At 67.4% G+C, this 14005-nt stretch carries 16 protein-coding genes; 9 read left to right on the top strand and 7 right to left on the bottom strand.

Annotated elements, in window-relative coordinates:
* Positions 1–39: 39 nt before the first annotated feature.
* From pstC to phoU, 6 genes are all read left to right on the top strand, one after another.
* Positions 40–954, top strand: coding sequence for a phosphate ABC transporter permease subunit PstC (gene pstC, locus ACZ3HV_RS34070; protein WP_465690463.1), 915 nt, complete (start codon positions 40–42; stop codon positions 952–954).
* Positions 954–1844: a phosphate ABC transporter permease PstA gene (gene pstA / locus ACZ3HV_RS34075; RefSeq protein WP_465690465.1), complete on the top strand. Its 891-nt coding sequence runs from the start codon at positions 954–956 to the stop codon at positions 1842–1844. Before pstC ends, pstA begins: the two co-directional genes overlap by 1 nt.
* Before the next feature lie 26 nt (positions 1845–1870).
* Positions 1871–2770, top strand: coding sequence for a phosphate ABC transporter ATP-binding protein PstB (pstB, locus tag ACZ3HV_RS34080; RefSeq protein ID WP_465690467.1), 900 nt, complete (start codon positions 1871–1873; stop codon positions 2768–2770).
* A 5-nt stretch (positions 2771–2775) separates the two neighbouring features.
* Positions 2776–3591, top strand: coding sequence for a response regulator transcription factor (locus ACZ3HV_RS34085; protein WP_465690469.1), 816 nt, complete (start codon positions 2776–2778; stop codon positions 3589–3591).
* 77 nt (positions 3592–3668) lie between these two features.
* Positions 3669–5024, top strand: a complete 1356-nt coding sequence (locus ACZ3HV_RS34090; protein ID WP_465690471.1) for an FAD-dependent oxidoreductase — start codon at positions 3669–3671, stop codon at positions 5022–5024.
* Between the two features lie 21 nt (positions 5025–5045).
* Complete coding sequence (phoU, locus tag ACZ3HV_RS34095) at positions 5046–5696, top strand: phosphate signaling complex protein PhoU (protein ID WP_465690473.1); 651 nt, start codon at positions 5046–5048, stop codon at positions 5694–5696.
* On the opposite strand, the gene ACZ3HV_RS34100 is transcribed toward phoU, so the two are convergent.
* Both ACZ3HV_RS34100 and ACZ3HV_RS34105 read right to left on the bottom strand, forming a co-directional pair.
* Positions 5668–6903 carry an MFS transporter gene (locus ACZ3HV_RS34100; protein WP_465690474.1) on the bottom strand — a complete coding sequence of 412 codons (1236 nt, stop codon included), beginning with the start codon at positions 6901–6903 and terminating at the stop codon, positions 5668–5670. The genes phoU and ACZ3HV_RS34100 overlap by 29 nt on opposite strands.
* Complete coding sequence (locus ACZ3HV_RS34105) at positions 6903–8309, bottom strand: FAD-dependent oxidoreductase (RefSeq protein WP_465690476.1); 1407 nt, start codon at positions 8307–8309, stop codon at positions 6903–6905. The genes ACZ3HV_RS34100 and ACZ3HV_RS34105 overlap by 1 nt, the downstream gene beginning before the upstream one ends.
* Positions 8310–8437: 128 nt before the next feature.
* Between ACZ3HV_RS34105 and ACZ3HV_RS34110 the strand changes: the two genes are divergently transcribed.
* The 3 genes from ACZ3HV_RS34110 (at position 8438) to ACZ3HV_RS34120 (ending at position 10415) form a co-directional block, all read left to right on the top strand.
* Positions 8438–8797 carry an ArsR/SmtB family transcription factor gene (locus ACZ3HV_RS34110; protein ID WP_465690478.1) on the top strand — a complete coding sequence of 120 codons (360 nt, stop codon included), beginning with the start codon at positions 8438–8440 and terminating at the stop codon, positions 8795–8797.
* Between the two features lie 92 nt (positions 8798–8889).
* Positions 8890–9369 (top strand): three-helix bundle dimerization domain-containing protein, encoded by a 480-nt coding sequence (locus ACZ3HV_RS34115; RefSeq protein ID WP_465690480.1) that lies wholly within the window; start codon positions 8890–8892, stop codon positions 9367–9369.
* Positions 9370–9380: 11 nt separating this feature from the next.
* Positions 9381–10415 (top strand): ArsO family NAD(P)H-dependent flavin-containing monooxygenase, encoded by a 1035-nt coding sequence (locus tag ACZ3HV_RS34120; RefSeq protein WP_465690482.1) that lies wholly within the window; start codon positions 9381–9383, stop codon positions 10413–10415.
* Here the strand turns inward: ACZ3HV_RS34120 and ACZ3HV_RS34125 are convergent, their stop codons facing one another.
* Genes ACZ3HV_RS34125 through ACZ3HV_RS34145 form a run of 5 tightly spaced genes read right to left on the bottom strand, consistent with a single transcriptional unit; the run spans position 10416 to position 13953 of the window.
* The gene (locus ACZ3HV_RS34125) at positions 10416–11399 is read right to left on the bottom strand and encodes a metalloregulator ArsR/SmtB family transcription factor (RefSeq protein ID WP_465690484.1); all 984 of its coding nucleotides are present in this window, start codon (positions 11397–11399) and stop codon (positions 10416–10418) included.
* A 46-nt stretch (positions 11400–11445) separates the two neighbouring features.
* Positions 11446–11847 carry an arsenate reductase ArsC gene (locus tag ACZ3HV_RS34130; RefSeq protein ID WP_465690485.1) on the bottom strand — a complete coding sequence of 134 codons (402 nt, stop codon included), beginning with the start codon at positions 11845–11847 and terminating at the stop codon, positions 11446–11448.
* The gene (locus tag ACZ3HV_RS34135; RefSeq protein ID WP_465690487.1) at positions 11844–12593 is read right to left on the bottom strand and encodes an MIP/aquaporin family protein; all 750 of its coding nucleotides are present in this window, start codon (positions 12591–12593) and stop codon (positions 11844–11846) included. Before ACZ3HV_RS34135 ends, ACZ3HV_RS34130 begins: the two co-directional genes overlap by 4 nt.
* Complete coding sequence (locus ACZ3HV_RS34140) at positions 12590–13258, bottom strand: arsenate reductase ArsC (protein WP_465690489.1); 669 nt, start codon at positions 13256–13258, stop codon at positions 12590–12592. Before ACZ3HV_RS34140 ends, ACZ3HV_RS34135 begins: the two co-directional genes overlap by 4 nt.
* Complete coding sequence (locus ACZ3HV_RS34145) at positions 13255–13953, bottom strand: arsenate reductase/protein-tyrosine-phosphatase family protein (protein ID WP_465690491.1); 699 nt, start codon at positions 13951–13953, stop codon at positions 13255–13257. The genes ACZ3HV_RS34140 and ACZ3HV_RS34145 overlap by 4 nt, the downstream gene beginning before the upstream one ends.
* Positions 13954–14005 lie beyond the last annotated feature (52 nt).

The following is a 14005-nucleotide window of genomic DNA, read 5'->3' on the forward strand; positions in this document are numbered from 1 at the left end:
TCCGGGGGGAGCGGCCGGCCGCCGGCCTGGCGTGGGCCGATGGTCGACCTGCGTCAACAGAATGCGCGCGTCGGCGAGCGGATCATCAAGGCTCTCCTGATCGCGGCGGCCTGGCTGTCGGTCGCGGTGACGATCGGCATTGTGGTATCACTCCTCGCGCCCAGTGTCACGTTCTTCACCCACGTCGGACTCGGCAAGTTCCTGACCGGGACGGAGTGGACAGGTGGCTTCGGCGACAAGTTCAGCTGGACCGACAAGGCGTGGGGCGTCCTGCCTCTGGTTGTCGCCACCCTGATCGTGACGCTGATCGCCCTGGCCGTCGCCATACCGCTGGGACTGGGGGCGGCGATCTATCTGAGCGAGTACGCCTCCGAGCGGGTGCGCAAGGTGCTCAAACCAGTGCTTGAAGTGCTGGCCGGCATCCCAACGGTCGTCTACGGATTCCTCGCGCTGACGATCTTCACGCCGATCCTGGGGCATTTGGTGCGATTCGACACCATCCACAACATGCTCTCGCCGGGCATCGTGATGGGATTCATGATCGTCCCGACGATCGCGTCACTCGGTGAGGACGCGATGTCCGCGGTACCGCTGGCCCTGCGACAGGGGTCGTACGCCCTCGGAGCGAATCGGATGAAGACCACGCTGCGGGTGGTGTTCCCAGCCGCGCTGTCCGGGATCGTCGCGGCGATCGTGCTCGGGTTCTCCCGGGCCGTCGGCGAAACCATGATCGTCACCATCGCCGCCGGCAGCCGGGCTCAACTGACCTTCGATCCCCGTGAGGGCGCACAGACGATGACCGGCTTCATCGCCCAGGTCGCCAGCGGCGACGCGCCTCAGGGCTCGCCGGTCTACTACTCGTTGTTCGCGGTGGGCGCTCTGCTGTTTGCGATCACGTTCCTGATCAACCTGGCCAGCATCCGATTGGTGCGCAAGTACAGGCAGGTCTACTGATGACCACAGCAACCGCGACCCGCACCACGCTGACGCGCGGCCGACGTCGAGACATTGCCTCGGCGGTGTTCGCGGCGGTCCTCTGGCTGTGCCTGGCACTGATCTGTGTGTTCCTGTTCTTCATCCTCGCCGTGATCGTGCAAAAGGGGTTCGCCCGCTTCGACGCGAATCTGATCACGCACCAGCCATCGAAAATCCGCCCGGAGACGGCCGGGGTGCAGTCCGCCTTGCTCGGCACCCTCTGGGTCGGCGCGATGACCGCCCTGATCGCACTGCCACTCGGCATCGCCGCCGCCGTCTACCTGGAGGAGTACGCGAACCCGGCGAGGTGGTGGAACCGGGCGATCGAGCTCAACATCCAGAACTTGGCCGCCGTTCCAGCCGTGATCTACGGGATCCTCACCCTCGGATTCGTCGTCCGTGGCCCGGTGTCGATCGGCGCGGTCGTGATGGCCGGTGGCATCGCGCTGGCCCTGCTGATCCTTCCGGTCATCATCATCACCACCAGGGAAGCGATGCGGGCGGTACCGCGCGAGATCCGTGATGGTTCCCTCGCGCTCGGCGCGACCGAGTGGCAAACGACCTGGCGCCAGGTGCTGCCGGCCGCCGTACCGGGTATCGCAACCGGCTCGATCCTGGCGATGTCGCGAGCTATCGGCGAGGCGGCACCGCTGATCCTCGTCGGTGCCACCACGTTCGTCACCTTCAACCCCGACGGCGTGCTCTCGAAGTACACGACGTTGCCGGTGCAGATCTACAACCTCGTCCCGCAGGACCGCGACGCGTTCCGCGACCTCGCGTACGCCGCCATCCTGCTCCTCATCGCCGTCCTGCTGGCCATGAACGCCGTCGCGATCTGGCTGCGCAACCGCTACCAGCGTCGCTGGTGACCATGACCACCTCGGGAGACCAGCCCATGACGAACGCAGAAACAGACCTTGCCACCGTGCCGCAGACCGCCGGCGCACCTGGCGCTCCGCACGAGATCCACGTCGAACTCACCGACCGCGGCAACCACCGATCGCCCCTGGCAGAACCCGACGGCGTGATCGAGTTGAGCGACCTCGAGGTCTACTACGACAAGTTCCTCGCCGTCTCGGGTGTCGACATGGTCTTCGGCAGCAAGGAGATCACCGCGCTGATCGGCCCCTCGGGCTGCGGCAAGTCGACTGTCCTCCGTTGCCTGAACCGGATGAACGACCTCGTCCCCGGCGCACACGTCATGGGCAACGTCACGTTCCACGGCGTCGACATGTACGACCCGAGCGTCGACGTGATCGAGGTACGGCGCCGGATCGGCATGCTTTTCCAGAAACCGAACCCGTTCCCCAAATCGATCTACGACAACGTCGCCTACGGCCCCCGCGTCACCGGAATGAAACCCAAGAACATGGACGAGGTGGTCGAGCAGTCCCTCCACGGCGCGGCCTTGTGGGACGAGGTGAAGGACAAACTCAAGCAGAGCGCCTACGGGCTGTCGGGCGGGCAGCAGCAGCGGCTCTGCATCGCCCGCACCATCGCCACCAGCCCCGAAGTCATCCTGATGGACGAACCGTGCTCGGCGCTGGACCCGATCGCCACCGCGAAGATCGAGGACCTGATGGTCGAACTGGCCAAGACCTACACGATCATCATCGTCACCCACAACATGCAGCAGGCCGCCCGCGTCTCCCACCGTACGGCGTTCTTCACCGCAGCCGCCGACGAACACGGACAGCGCACCGGCCGGCTGGTCGAGTTCGACAACACCAGCAAGATCTTCGGCAACCCGTCCGACAAACGCACCGAGGCCTACATCACCGGCCGGTTCGGCTGATCGCAATGACCGCCCCGATGATGAACGCCCCGGAACCGGCCCACGTCCACCCGCGCCGACGGTCCGGTCAGCCGGCCCACCGGAAGCTGCAGGTCCGCATCTCGGTGCTGGTCGTCGATCACGGCGCCGACGTCGACGAACTCCTGGCCGCGGCGGCCGGCCAGCCGTTCGACATCCACACCTGCGCCGACGCAGCGGAGGCACTGCTGCACGTCGGCAAGCTCTGCCCGGATGTCGTCATCCTCGGCCCCTGCGCCGGACGCCTTGACCCCATCGAGTTCCTCACCATCGTGCGCACCGACGATCCGCAGCAGCCGATCGTCGTCGGCGCGGACGCAGGCTGCAACGAGTTCACCAGTCGGGCCAGCGACGCCGGTGCCAGCGCCGTGGTCCCACGCCCGTACCGGGTCCGCGAACTCCTGGCCCTGATCAACTCGCTCGCTCCGGTGCCGAACCAGGTCGATCTGCGGCCCATGGCCCTCGACCTCGGTCGCCTCCGCGTCGACGGCGCCGTACCCCAGATGTGGCTCGACGGGCGCCAGGTCGAGCTGCCGCACATGGAGTTCCTGATCCTGCGCTTCTTCGCCGAGCGTCCTGGCGAGCTGGTGACGCGGCAGGAGCTTCTCGACGCGGTCTGGGGCAGGGGCGTCACAGTCCGCAGCAACACGCTCAACGTGCACATGATGCGGCTGCGCAAACGACTCATGGACGACGACCAGGGCTCGCCCTGGATCAAGGTGATCCGCCGCGTCGGCTACCAGTTCAGGGTTCCGCCGAAGCCTGCGTCGGCACCAGCTGTCGACCAGGAGTTTGCCCAATGATGTCCCGCCGGGGAACCGCGCGTTGCCGCGGTTTGTTTGCCTGAGGCAAGTCACCGGTGACGACGGGAGTTGGGACGATGCAGATTCTGGTGGTGGGCGGCTCCGACGCAGGCATCAGCGCGGCGCTGCGGGCGCGGGAGGTCTCACCGGACAGCACGGTCACGATGCTGGTCGCCGACGCGTACCCGAACTTCTCCATCTGCGGGATCCCCTACCACCTCTCCGGTGAGGTCCCGGACTGGCACGACCTGGCCCACCGGACCCTCGACGAGATCGAGGCCACCGGCATCCAGGTCCGGATCGACCACACGGTCACCGCGATCGATCCAGCCCGCGAGGTCGTCACCGCATCGACCGCTGACGGCAGCGCCGAGTTCAGCTACGACCGCCTGGTGATCGGGACCGGCGCCGAACCGCTCCGCCCACCGATCGGCGGCCTCGAAACCCTCGGACCCGCAGACGGCGTCCATCTACTGCACACCATGGACGAAGCCCGCGAACTCGATGCCGATCTTGAACGACGTAATGCGCGACACGTGGTCATCATCGGCGCCGGCTACATCGGCATCGAGATGGCCGAGGCACTCACCACCCGCGGCATCGGCGTCACCGTGCTCGAACGCCTCGACAGCGTCCTGCCCCGGACTCTCGACCGCGAGCTCGCCGACGAGATCGCCACCGAGCTCCGGAGTCACGGCGTCGAGGTGACCAGTGGGACCGCAGTCACTGAGATCATCCGCGACGGCAGCCAACTCGCCGTCGTCGCCGCCGACGGTAAGCGCGCGGCCGACGCCGTACTGGTCGTCAGCGGTGTCACACCATCGAGTGCGCTAGCCGTATCGGCCGGCGTACAGGTCAACGACCGCGGCACGATCATCGTCGACCGCCAGATGCGCACCAACCTCCCCGACATCTGGGCGGCCGGTGACTGTGTTCACACGCACCACGCACTGCTACCGGAACCGACGTATGTTCCGCTTGGGACGACCGCGCACAAACAAGGCCGGGTCGCGGGAGAGAACGCGGTCGGCGGAGACAAGGAGTTCGCAGGGATCGTCGGCACCCAGGTTGTCCGTGTCTTCAACCGGGTTGTCGCCGCGACCGGACTCCGCGACGAGGAGGCGGCCGGCGCCGGATACAAACCGCTGACCGTGCAGACCACCGCCGACGACCACAAGCGCTACTACCCTGGCGCCACGCCGATCCAGATCCGCCTCACCGGAGACCGCAACTCCGGCCGGCTACTCGGCGCCCAACTCGTCGGCACCCACGGCGCCGAAATCGCCAAGCGCGTCGACACGTACGCCGTCGCGCTGCAGACCGGCCTCACCGTCGAACAACTCCTCGACCTGGACCTCGCCTACACCCCACCCCTTGGCAGCCCATGGGACGCCATCCAGCTCGCCGCGCAGCACTGGCTCGCAGCGCGATAACCGGCACTACCGGAGGCCGACATGCGGAACATCTACCACGAACAGCTCGACGACATCCTGCCCCTACTCGAGCGGATGACCCGGACGGTCTCGAGCACCGTCCGGCGCTCGACCGCCGCGCTACTGACCTCCGACCTCGGGACCGCCGAAGAGGTGATCGCCGCCGACTCCCAACTCGATGCCATCGGCGAAACCCTCGAAGAGCAGATCTTCACACTGATCGCCCGCCAGGCACCCGTGGCCGATGAGCTCCGGATGCTCGTCGCCGCACTCCGGATGGTCGCCGACCTCGAGCGCATGGGAGACCTCGCCGCCCACATCGCCAAGATCGCCCGGCTCCGGTACCCGGGAGCGGCGATCCCCGCCGACCTTCACGGCCTGATCGAGGAGATGGGACAGGTCGCGCAACGAATGGTCGACCAGGCCGGCGACGTCATCAACAGCCGGGATGTCTCCGCCGCACAGCGGATCGCCACGACCGACGACGAGATGGACAAGCTGCGAAGCAGCCAGTTCCGATTGATGATGGACGACTCGTGGCCACACGGCGTCGAGGTCGCCGTCGATCTCGCTCTGCTCGGCCGCTATTACGAACGCATCGCGGACCACGCCGTATCGATGGCGCAGCGCGTCATCTTCCTGGTCACGGGTGAGATGCCGGCCGCGCAATAGGAAGCCGCGCGACAACCAGCAGAAGAGCACCGGCAAGAACACACGCTGACGCCACCAGCACAACGAGAAGTCCGTAGCCTGCGACTGCCGCGACCACTGCGCCGCCGAGCGGCGCCGACGCTCTCGCGACGAGCACGGGCGCGGCCAGCGTTCCGGCAATGGTGCCGTAGCCGGTGGCGCCGTACCGATCCAGCAAGATCGCGGGCGTCGCGATCGAGGCGATCCCGAAGCCGAGACCGAACAGGACCAGGCAGACGATCGCCCCGGCCACCTGCCGGCCGACGACCGGCAGTAACGACAGCGCCATCCCCTGAACGATGAAGATCGACCCAGCGATGGTGGTCATCGGCAACCATCGGGTCGACAGCGTGGCAACGACGCGTCCGGTGACCGAAAGGAGTCCGAGCAATCCGGCGAGGGTCGCGGCCAGGGTGGCCGGATGACCCAGGCTGATCAGATACAGCACGAGGTGCACGGCGATCACCGCGAGCGCGGCACCATGCAGGACAAACGTTGCCGCAAGCAACCAGAACGCGGGATCACGGAGTGCTCGGCCGGGTGATGGGCGTCGGTGCCGCTGACCGCGATCACCGGCCGACGTCGTCTGCCGCAGCGCCACGCCGTGCAGCGGGACTGTGACGACGGCGAGCAGAACTCCGAGTACGACCAACGCGGAACGCCACTCCAGCCTGGCCACCAGCTGCCCGGTGAGCGGGATGAAGATCGAACTGGCGAACCCGGCCACCAAGGTGATGCCGAGCAGTGCCTTAGCCCGCCGTGCCGGATCGGTGGCGGCGACAACCACCGCGAACGCAGGCTCGTAGAGCACCATCGCAGAAGCCACACCGATCAACACGAAGACCGCGTACAGCTCGGCGACAGAGTCAATCTGCGACCATCCCAGCACCGCTGTCGCACCCAGGGCCGACCCGATGGTCATCAGCGCATGACCGCCACGCGCGTCCAGCCAGCGCCCGACCGGTATCGACAGCAGCCCCGACACCAGCACCGCGGTCGTCAGTGCACCAGCAGCCGTGGCGTTCGAGATGCCCAGGTCCCGGCTCATCGGGCCGAGGATCACGCTGAACGCGTAGTACAGAACGCCGTACCCGACCGTCTGGGTCACGGCCAGCGCTCTCACCAGCCGCTGTGGTCCAGGTCTGGCGCCGGCCGACGCCTCGGCGGCCAGACCTGGACTGAGCGACATCAGTTGCAGCAGCCCGACTGCGTGCTCGACTCACTTTCGACCACAGTCAGCAGGCCGCCGCTGATTCCAGTGGCCAGCCCACGGCCCGCGAGAGCGCCGATCGTGATGGCCTGCGGAGCGGGACCGCAGCAGCCGCCCGCGGACTCATCCGACGAGTCGCCGTATGCGAGGTTCGACGAGCAGACACCGGTCTCGGGCAGGTTGAGCTGGACGTCACGGGCAGCTTCCCAGTCCCCGGCGAGGGCTGCGACCACCGAGCGGGCCTGCTCGTAGCCGGTGGCCAGGAGGAACGTCGGCGCCCGGCCGTACGACTTCGCGCCGACCGCGTAGTACCCCGGCTCAGGGTGCTGCAGTTCGTCGACACCGTGCGGCGGGACTGTGCCACAGGAGTGCTGGTTCGGGTCGATCAGCGGAGCCAGCGCCCGCGTCGAACCCAGAATCGGGTCGAGGTCAAGACGCAGCTCGCCGACCATGTCGTGGTCCGGGCGGAAGCCGGTCGAGTTGACGATCGTGTCCGCCACCACCCGGCGCTCCCCCGCAGCCAGCTCGACCCGGCCATCCGCAGTACGCGACATCGACTCGATCCGGAAGTTACTCATCAATTCGACCCGGCCGGACTGCACCAACGCCTTCAGCCGAGCGCCGAGCGCTCCACGCGCCGGCAGCTCGTCAGCCTCACCACCACCGTAGGTCCGAGCCTGGTCTGCGCCACGAACCACCCAGAGCACCTCGGTGCTGGGCTCCCTAGCGACCAGATCGCCGAGCTCGAGCAAGGTCGTCGCAGCCGAGTGACCAGCACCAACGACCGCCGTACGGCGACCCGCAAAGCGCTCGAGGTCACGCACGAGGACATCCGGCAGCGCGGGCGAGATGGCGTCCGCGACCTCGGCCTCGCCCCGGGCGGAGATCCCCGAGCCGCCGAGGACGTTCGGCCGACGCCAGGTCCCGGCCGCGTCGATCACGGCCGCGGCAAGCAACTCCTCGCCGTCGGTTAGGCGCACCAAGAAAGGCGCCTCATCGCGGCCCGCGGTGCGGATGCGGTCGAATCCGACCCGCGTCACGGCAGACACCTCGGCGCCGTACTGGATCCGGTCCGCGAGCTGCGGGGTCTTCGCCAGCGGAGTCAGGTATGCCTCGATCAGGTCACCACCGGTCGGCAGCTCACCCAGGTCAGGCTCGATCCAGTCGGTCTCTTCCAGCAGACGCCGGGCGGCGCCGTCGATGTCGTAACGCCACGGGCTGAACAGCTTGACGTGCCGCCACTCCTCGATCGCTGCGGCTACGCTCGGACCCGCCTCAAGGACGACGAACTCCAGCCCACGGTCCGCCAGGTGAGCCGCGGCCGCCAGACCGACCGGCCCGGCCCCGATCACGACAACCGGCAGATCCTTCGATGGAACGCTCATTGCTTGTCTCCAAAACTCTGCGAGTAGCTCGCCGGCGCCCGGAAGCCGCGCCGACCGGCTGAGTTGATGCTCATCTAATCAACGACGTCCACCTTGCCTCTTGATTAGACATAAGTCAATATAGACGCATGTCAAAACAGGATGTCGTCATCCAGCCCATCGGCGGTTGCTGCACGCCGATCATGGACGCCGCCCTCGACAGCGCCGGGGCGGCCGAGGGTGCGGCCGTCTTCAAGGCACTCTCCGACCCGATCCGGCTACGTCTGCTGTCGATCATCGCGTCGGCCGGCGAGGAGGTCTGCGTCTGCGACATCACGCCGCAGTTCGACGTCTCCGGCCCGACGATCTCGCACCACCTGAAGGTGCTCCGCGAGGCCGGCCTGGTCGACTGCGAGCGCCGCGGCACCTGGGTCTACTACTGGCCCCTACCCGATCGCCTGACCTGGCTGTCGACTCTGCTGGCCGTGCCCACCGCCACAGCTCGCTGAATGGCTGCGCCGGCAGCCACGCGTCACCGGTTATTCATCGACGTCCGTCAATCTAGGGCCTGATGCAACGACCTCTACGTCAGGAGCTCACCATGCCCGCGTCCGCGGAAGACCTGGCTCTTCTCGACGTCGACACCGTGCTGACCCGCGCGGCCGAACGACTGTCCGACCGCTTCCCCGGAGTCTTCGGGCTGGAGACCATCGACCGCTACGTCCACGAGTCGTACGTTGCCCTGTTCCGCACTGCGAAGGTCCGTCGTCACCTGCCGGCTCTGGCCGAACACTTCGCGACCGATCGGCTCACGGCCCTCGCTCATGCCAAGGGTGCGATCACCAGCCCGATGCCGCAGGTGCTGTTCCTCTGCGTGGCCAATGCCGGCCGCTCGCAGATGGCCGAGGCACTCCTGACCCACTACGCCGACGGCAAGGTGGTCGTCCGGTCCGCCGGCTCCCGGCCCGCGGGGGACATCGAGAACCCGGCCGGCCGGCCGGAAGACGTCGTACGCCGGATCCGCGACGAAATCGACGGCAAGGTCCGTGCGCTGCTCGCAGAACTGGTGCCGGTCAGCTGAGCGACACACGTGTGGTTGTGATCGGTGGTGGCCAGGCGGGTCTGGCCACCGGGTTCTACCTGCGTCGCGCCGGTCTGGTCCCTGGACAGGATTTCGTGATTCTCGACGCGGCTGAGCAACCGGGCGGTGCCTGGGCGCGAATGTGGCCGACGCTGCGGACCTTCTCTCCCACCCAGTACTCCTCGCTGCCCGGCTGGATGATGCCTCCGTGGACCGGCGACAGCGGCTATCCGCTTGCTCATCATGTCGTCGACTACCTGACGCGGTACGAGCAGCGCTACGAGCTCGACGTACGACGCTCTGTCTCGGTCGGCTCCGTCAGTCGGGGCGATCACGGGCACCTCGTCGTCCACACCGACGACGGCGACTGGCCGGCCGAGCACGTCATCTCCGCGACCGGGACATGGTCGCGGCCATTCGTCCCGAGGTACCCAGGCTCGTTCGCCGGTCGGCAGGTGCACACTGCCGGCTACCGGCGGGCGTCCGACTTCGCCGGTCAGCGCGTGCTGGTCGTCGGTGGTGGCAACTCGGCCGCGCAGATCCTGGCCGAGGTGTCGCTCGTCGCCGAGATCACCTGGGTGACACTGCGCGCGCCGCGCTTCCTTCCTGACGACGTCGACGGACGAGCCTTGTTCGAGATCGCGACCAAGCGGCACCGAGCCCGGCAGCTCGGTGAGCCCGCCGTCGGCGGTGTTTCAGGCCTCGGTGACATCGTGATGGTGGAGAGTGTTCGGCAAGCCCGCGACCGCGACGTACTGCACGCTCGCCGACCGTTCGTCCGTCTGGTCGACCATGGCGTTCGCTGGCACGACGGCTCGGAAACCTCGTTCGACACGATCATCTGGTGCACCGGCTTCCGGCCGGCACTCGGTCACCTGGCAGCTCTTGGCCTGCGCGGACCGGACGGTCTGATCCCGACCGACGGCACTCAGGCGATCAAGGAACCACGCCTGCACCTGATCGGATACGGCGACTGGACCGGGCCTGCCTCGGCCACACTCGTCGGCGCCGGTCGCACCGCCCGTGACCTGGTCGCCAACCTCTGATCACGCCACCGCGAGCAACTCGGCGACAAGCTCCCTGACCTGCTGATGGATCTCCTCGCGGATCCGCCGCACCTCCGGAAGCGGCCGACCTTCCGGGTCCTCGACCGGCCAGTCGAGGTAGCGCTTGCCGGGGTAGACCGGGCAAGCATCGCCGCAGCCCATCGTGACCACGACGTCAGCGGCCCGGACGATCTCGTCGGACAACGGCTTGGGATAGGCACCACCGAGATAAACGCCGATCTCGTCCATCGCGGTGACCACGTTCGCGTCGACGAGTGCCACCGGCAACGAGCCGGCCGACCTCACCAGTACGCGATCGCCGGCCAGCTGGCTCAGCAAGCCCGCAGCCATCTGCGACCGGCCGGCGTTGCGGACGCAGACGAAGAGCACCTCGGACACGGTGGGGTGTGTCTTACCTTCGGCCTTCGCCAGAGCGGTCAGCCGTTCGGCCGCAAAGTTGGCGGTCAGCGACGGCAGAAATCTCCGCACCCGGGATCGGGCGGCCAGCATGTCGTAGCTCTCCCCGACATAGCGCCGTACGGTCTCGGGCGAGAAGACGCCGGTGAAGCGGGTCGCCAGCTGCCCCGCGATGTTCTCGAGTTGCCGATCGACTACCGCCGCGCTCAGATCGAACGCCGGCTCGCGTGCCGGACCTTGCTCGGGCACCTCCACCCCGAGCAAGGTCGCCAACTGGGCAACTGCCTGATGGGTCGGCCGGTAGTAGCTGAACGACTGCCGACGCTCACGGGTCAGCAGATCCGCCTCGCAGAGCAGCCGCAGGTGATGGCTGATCGTCGTGTGCGATTGATCGAACTCGGCCGCGAGCTGCCCCACGCTCGCCTCCCCGGCCGGATGCGTCAGTACGAGACTCATCAGGCGCAGGCGGGTCGGATCCGCGACGACGCTCAGCTGGGCCGCGCGCCGCTCGGCGTCCTCCCGTGACAGCGGCACGACCACCGTCCGCTGTCCCCCCGGATTCGACATAGGTCTATGTTTACAGCCGTCTATATAGTGGTCAATGCGTCAGGCTTCAGGTGGTCTGCAGTTCGCCGACGAGCTTTTCGACCCGGCCGCGGATGTCGTCGCGAACCTGGCGCACGACCTCGATCGGTTGCCCGGCCGGGTCGGTCAGTTCCCAATCCTCGTAGCGCTTGCCGGGGAAGATCGGGCAGGCGTCACCGCAGCCCATCGTCACGATGACATCGCTCTCCTGAACGGCCTCGGTCTCCAGCCGCTGCGGCACCGCGCCGGTGATGTCGATGCCGACTTCCTGCATCGCTTCGATCGCGACCGGGTTGATCTGGTCGCGGGGTTCCGATCCGGCCGACCGGACCTCGATCGTGTCGCCCGCCAGATGCCTCAACCAGCCCGCGGCCATCTGCGACCGGCCGGCGTTGTGGACACAGACGAACAGAACACTCGGCTTGCTCACTTGGATGCTCCAGTACTCGCAGTGGTGTCGATGTGGGGAGTTACGACTTCGTCCGCGGCTCGTCCGGCTCTCGGGTACAGCAGGGCCAGCAGACCCACTCCGACAGTAGCGCCGACGATCTGCGCAATCACGAAGCCCGGCAAGGACGCCGGGGCGATCCCGGCGAAGGTGTCGCTGAAAGCTCGCCCGATCGTGACCGCCGGATTGGCGAACGACGTCGAGGATGTGAACCAGTACGCCGACCCGATGTACGCACCGACCGCGGCCGGCGCGAGGAACGCCCGGCCGGATGAGGCCAGCGCGAAGATCAGCACGATCAACCCGGCCGTCGCGACCACCTCGCCGAGCCACAGATGCCCGGCGCTGCGTTCGGTCGTGGACCAGGACACCGCGGCCTCGCCGTACATCAGATTCGCCAATATGGCGCCGAGCACCGCGCCGACGATCTGCGCCGGAACATAGGCACCGAGATCACGCGAGGTCAGACCGCCGCCGGTAGCTCGGCCGAGCCACCAGTCGACGGCCGACACCACCGGGTTGAAGTGCGCACCTGACACGGGACCGATCATCAGGATGAGTACGGCGAGCCCGAGCGCGGTCGCGAACGCATTCTCCAGCAACTGGAGTCCGACGTCGTTGGCCGAGAGTTTCGCGGCGGCGATCCCCGAGCCGACGACGACGGTGACCAGCAGACCGGTTCCGATGCCTTCGGCAACTGCCCGTCGCCAGAGTGGAGCGGTGTTCACCGGCCGCTCGCAGCAGGTACGCCGACTTCGTCGAGCAACTCGCGGACCCGGCGCTCGATCTCGTCCCGGATCGGGCGGATGTCCGCGACGTCGAGACCGTTGGGGTCATCCAGGACCCAGTCTTCGTACCGCTTGCCGGGGAAGATCGGGCACGCGTCACCGCAGCCCATGCTGATGACGACGTCCGCCGCCCGGACCACCTCGTCCGTCCACGGCTTCGGGTACTCGGTCGAAATGTCGATGCCGCGCTCAGCCATCGACGCGACCGCGGCCTGATTCACCTCGACACCCGGCTCCGATCCGCCCGACCACCCGATCGCCCTGTCACCGGCGAGGTGCTCGAAGAAGCCCAGCGCTATCTGGCTGCGACCCGCGTTGTGCACACACAAGAAGAGCACGACCGGACGACCGTCGTTGTGGTGTCCTTCCACCCGTGCCAGCGCCGTCAAGCGCTGCCGAGCGAAGCGTTCAGCCAGCAGTGGCAGGAAGTTCGGGATCGTGCTGCCGGTCGCGAACTGGTCGTAGCTCGAGTGCAGGAAGCGCTCGATCGTCTCCGGTCCGTAGATCCCGGCGAACTGCTCCCCCAGCCGGGACGCCGCCGTACGCAGCGCAAGCTGCTGATCGATGGACAAATCCTCGCGGTGATACCCAGCGACTTCGGTCATGCTCTCGTCCCCTTCGCCTTGCTCTGTGAAACCAGTGGCGCCAACCGCTCGATCCGGCCGGCAATCTCGTCGTACGCCGCGTCGAAGGCCGCATCCGTGTCCACCGGTGCCGGATCCGGCACCGACCAATGCACCCGCGGCCGCGCCTCGGCCGGTAGATGCTCGTACGCGATGTCGCACACCGCGATCACCAGGTCATCCGGCTTCACCACGTCGGCGATCTGAGAGGTGCGCCATCGATCCGGGTCCAGCCCGCGCCGCCGTGCCACCTTGATTGCCCGGGGATGCACCCGCTCCGCCGGCTGAGTCCCAGCCGACACTGCCGGCACATGACTCCGTCGCGACCAGATCGCCGCCGCCAACTGTGACCGCGCCGAGTTCTGCGTGCAGACGAACACCACCCGCGGCACATCGGTCAACGAAGGACTCGCCACCATCGCCATTGTCTCCGGCACCAGCCGCACGTAGGTCCGGCGATGATCGCCTTCGGACCTCCCTCTTACCACCAGCCCCGCGTCCTGCAGAACCTTCAGGTGATGCGCCACCAGGTTGGTCGGCATCTCCAGCACCGCCCCCAACTCCCCCGGCGCCGCGTCTCCCACCCCCAGCGCATCCACAATCGCCAGCCGCGCCGGATCCCCGAGCGCCGCATGCACCCGCGCCCGCTCCACCAAAGAAGTCCGCTCAACATTCATTGCCTCAATCCTCACTGAGCGACTTCACCGTGTCAACACGACGACCACTCGC

It is taken from the genome of Kribbella sp. NPDC020701, from assembly GCF_055562215.1.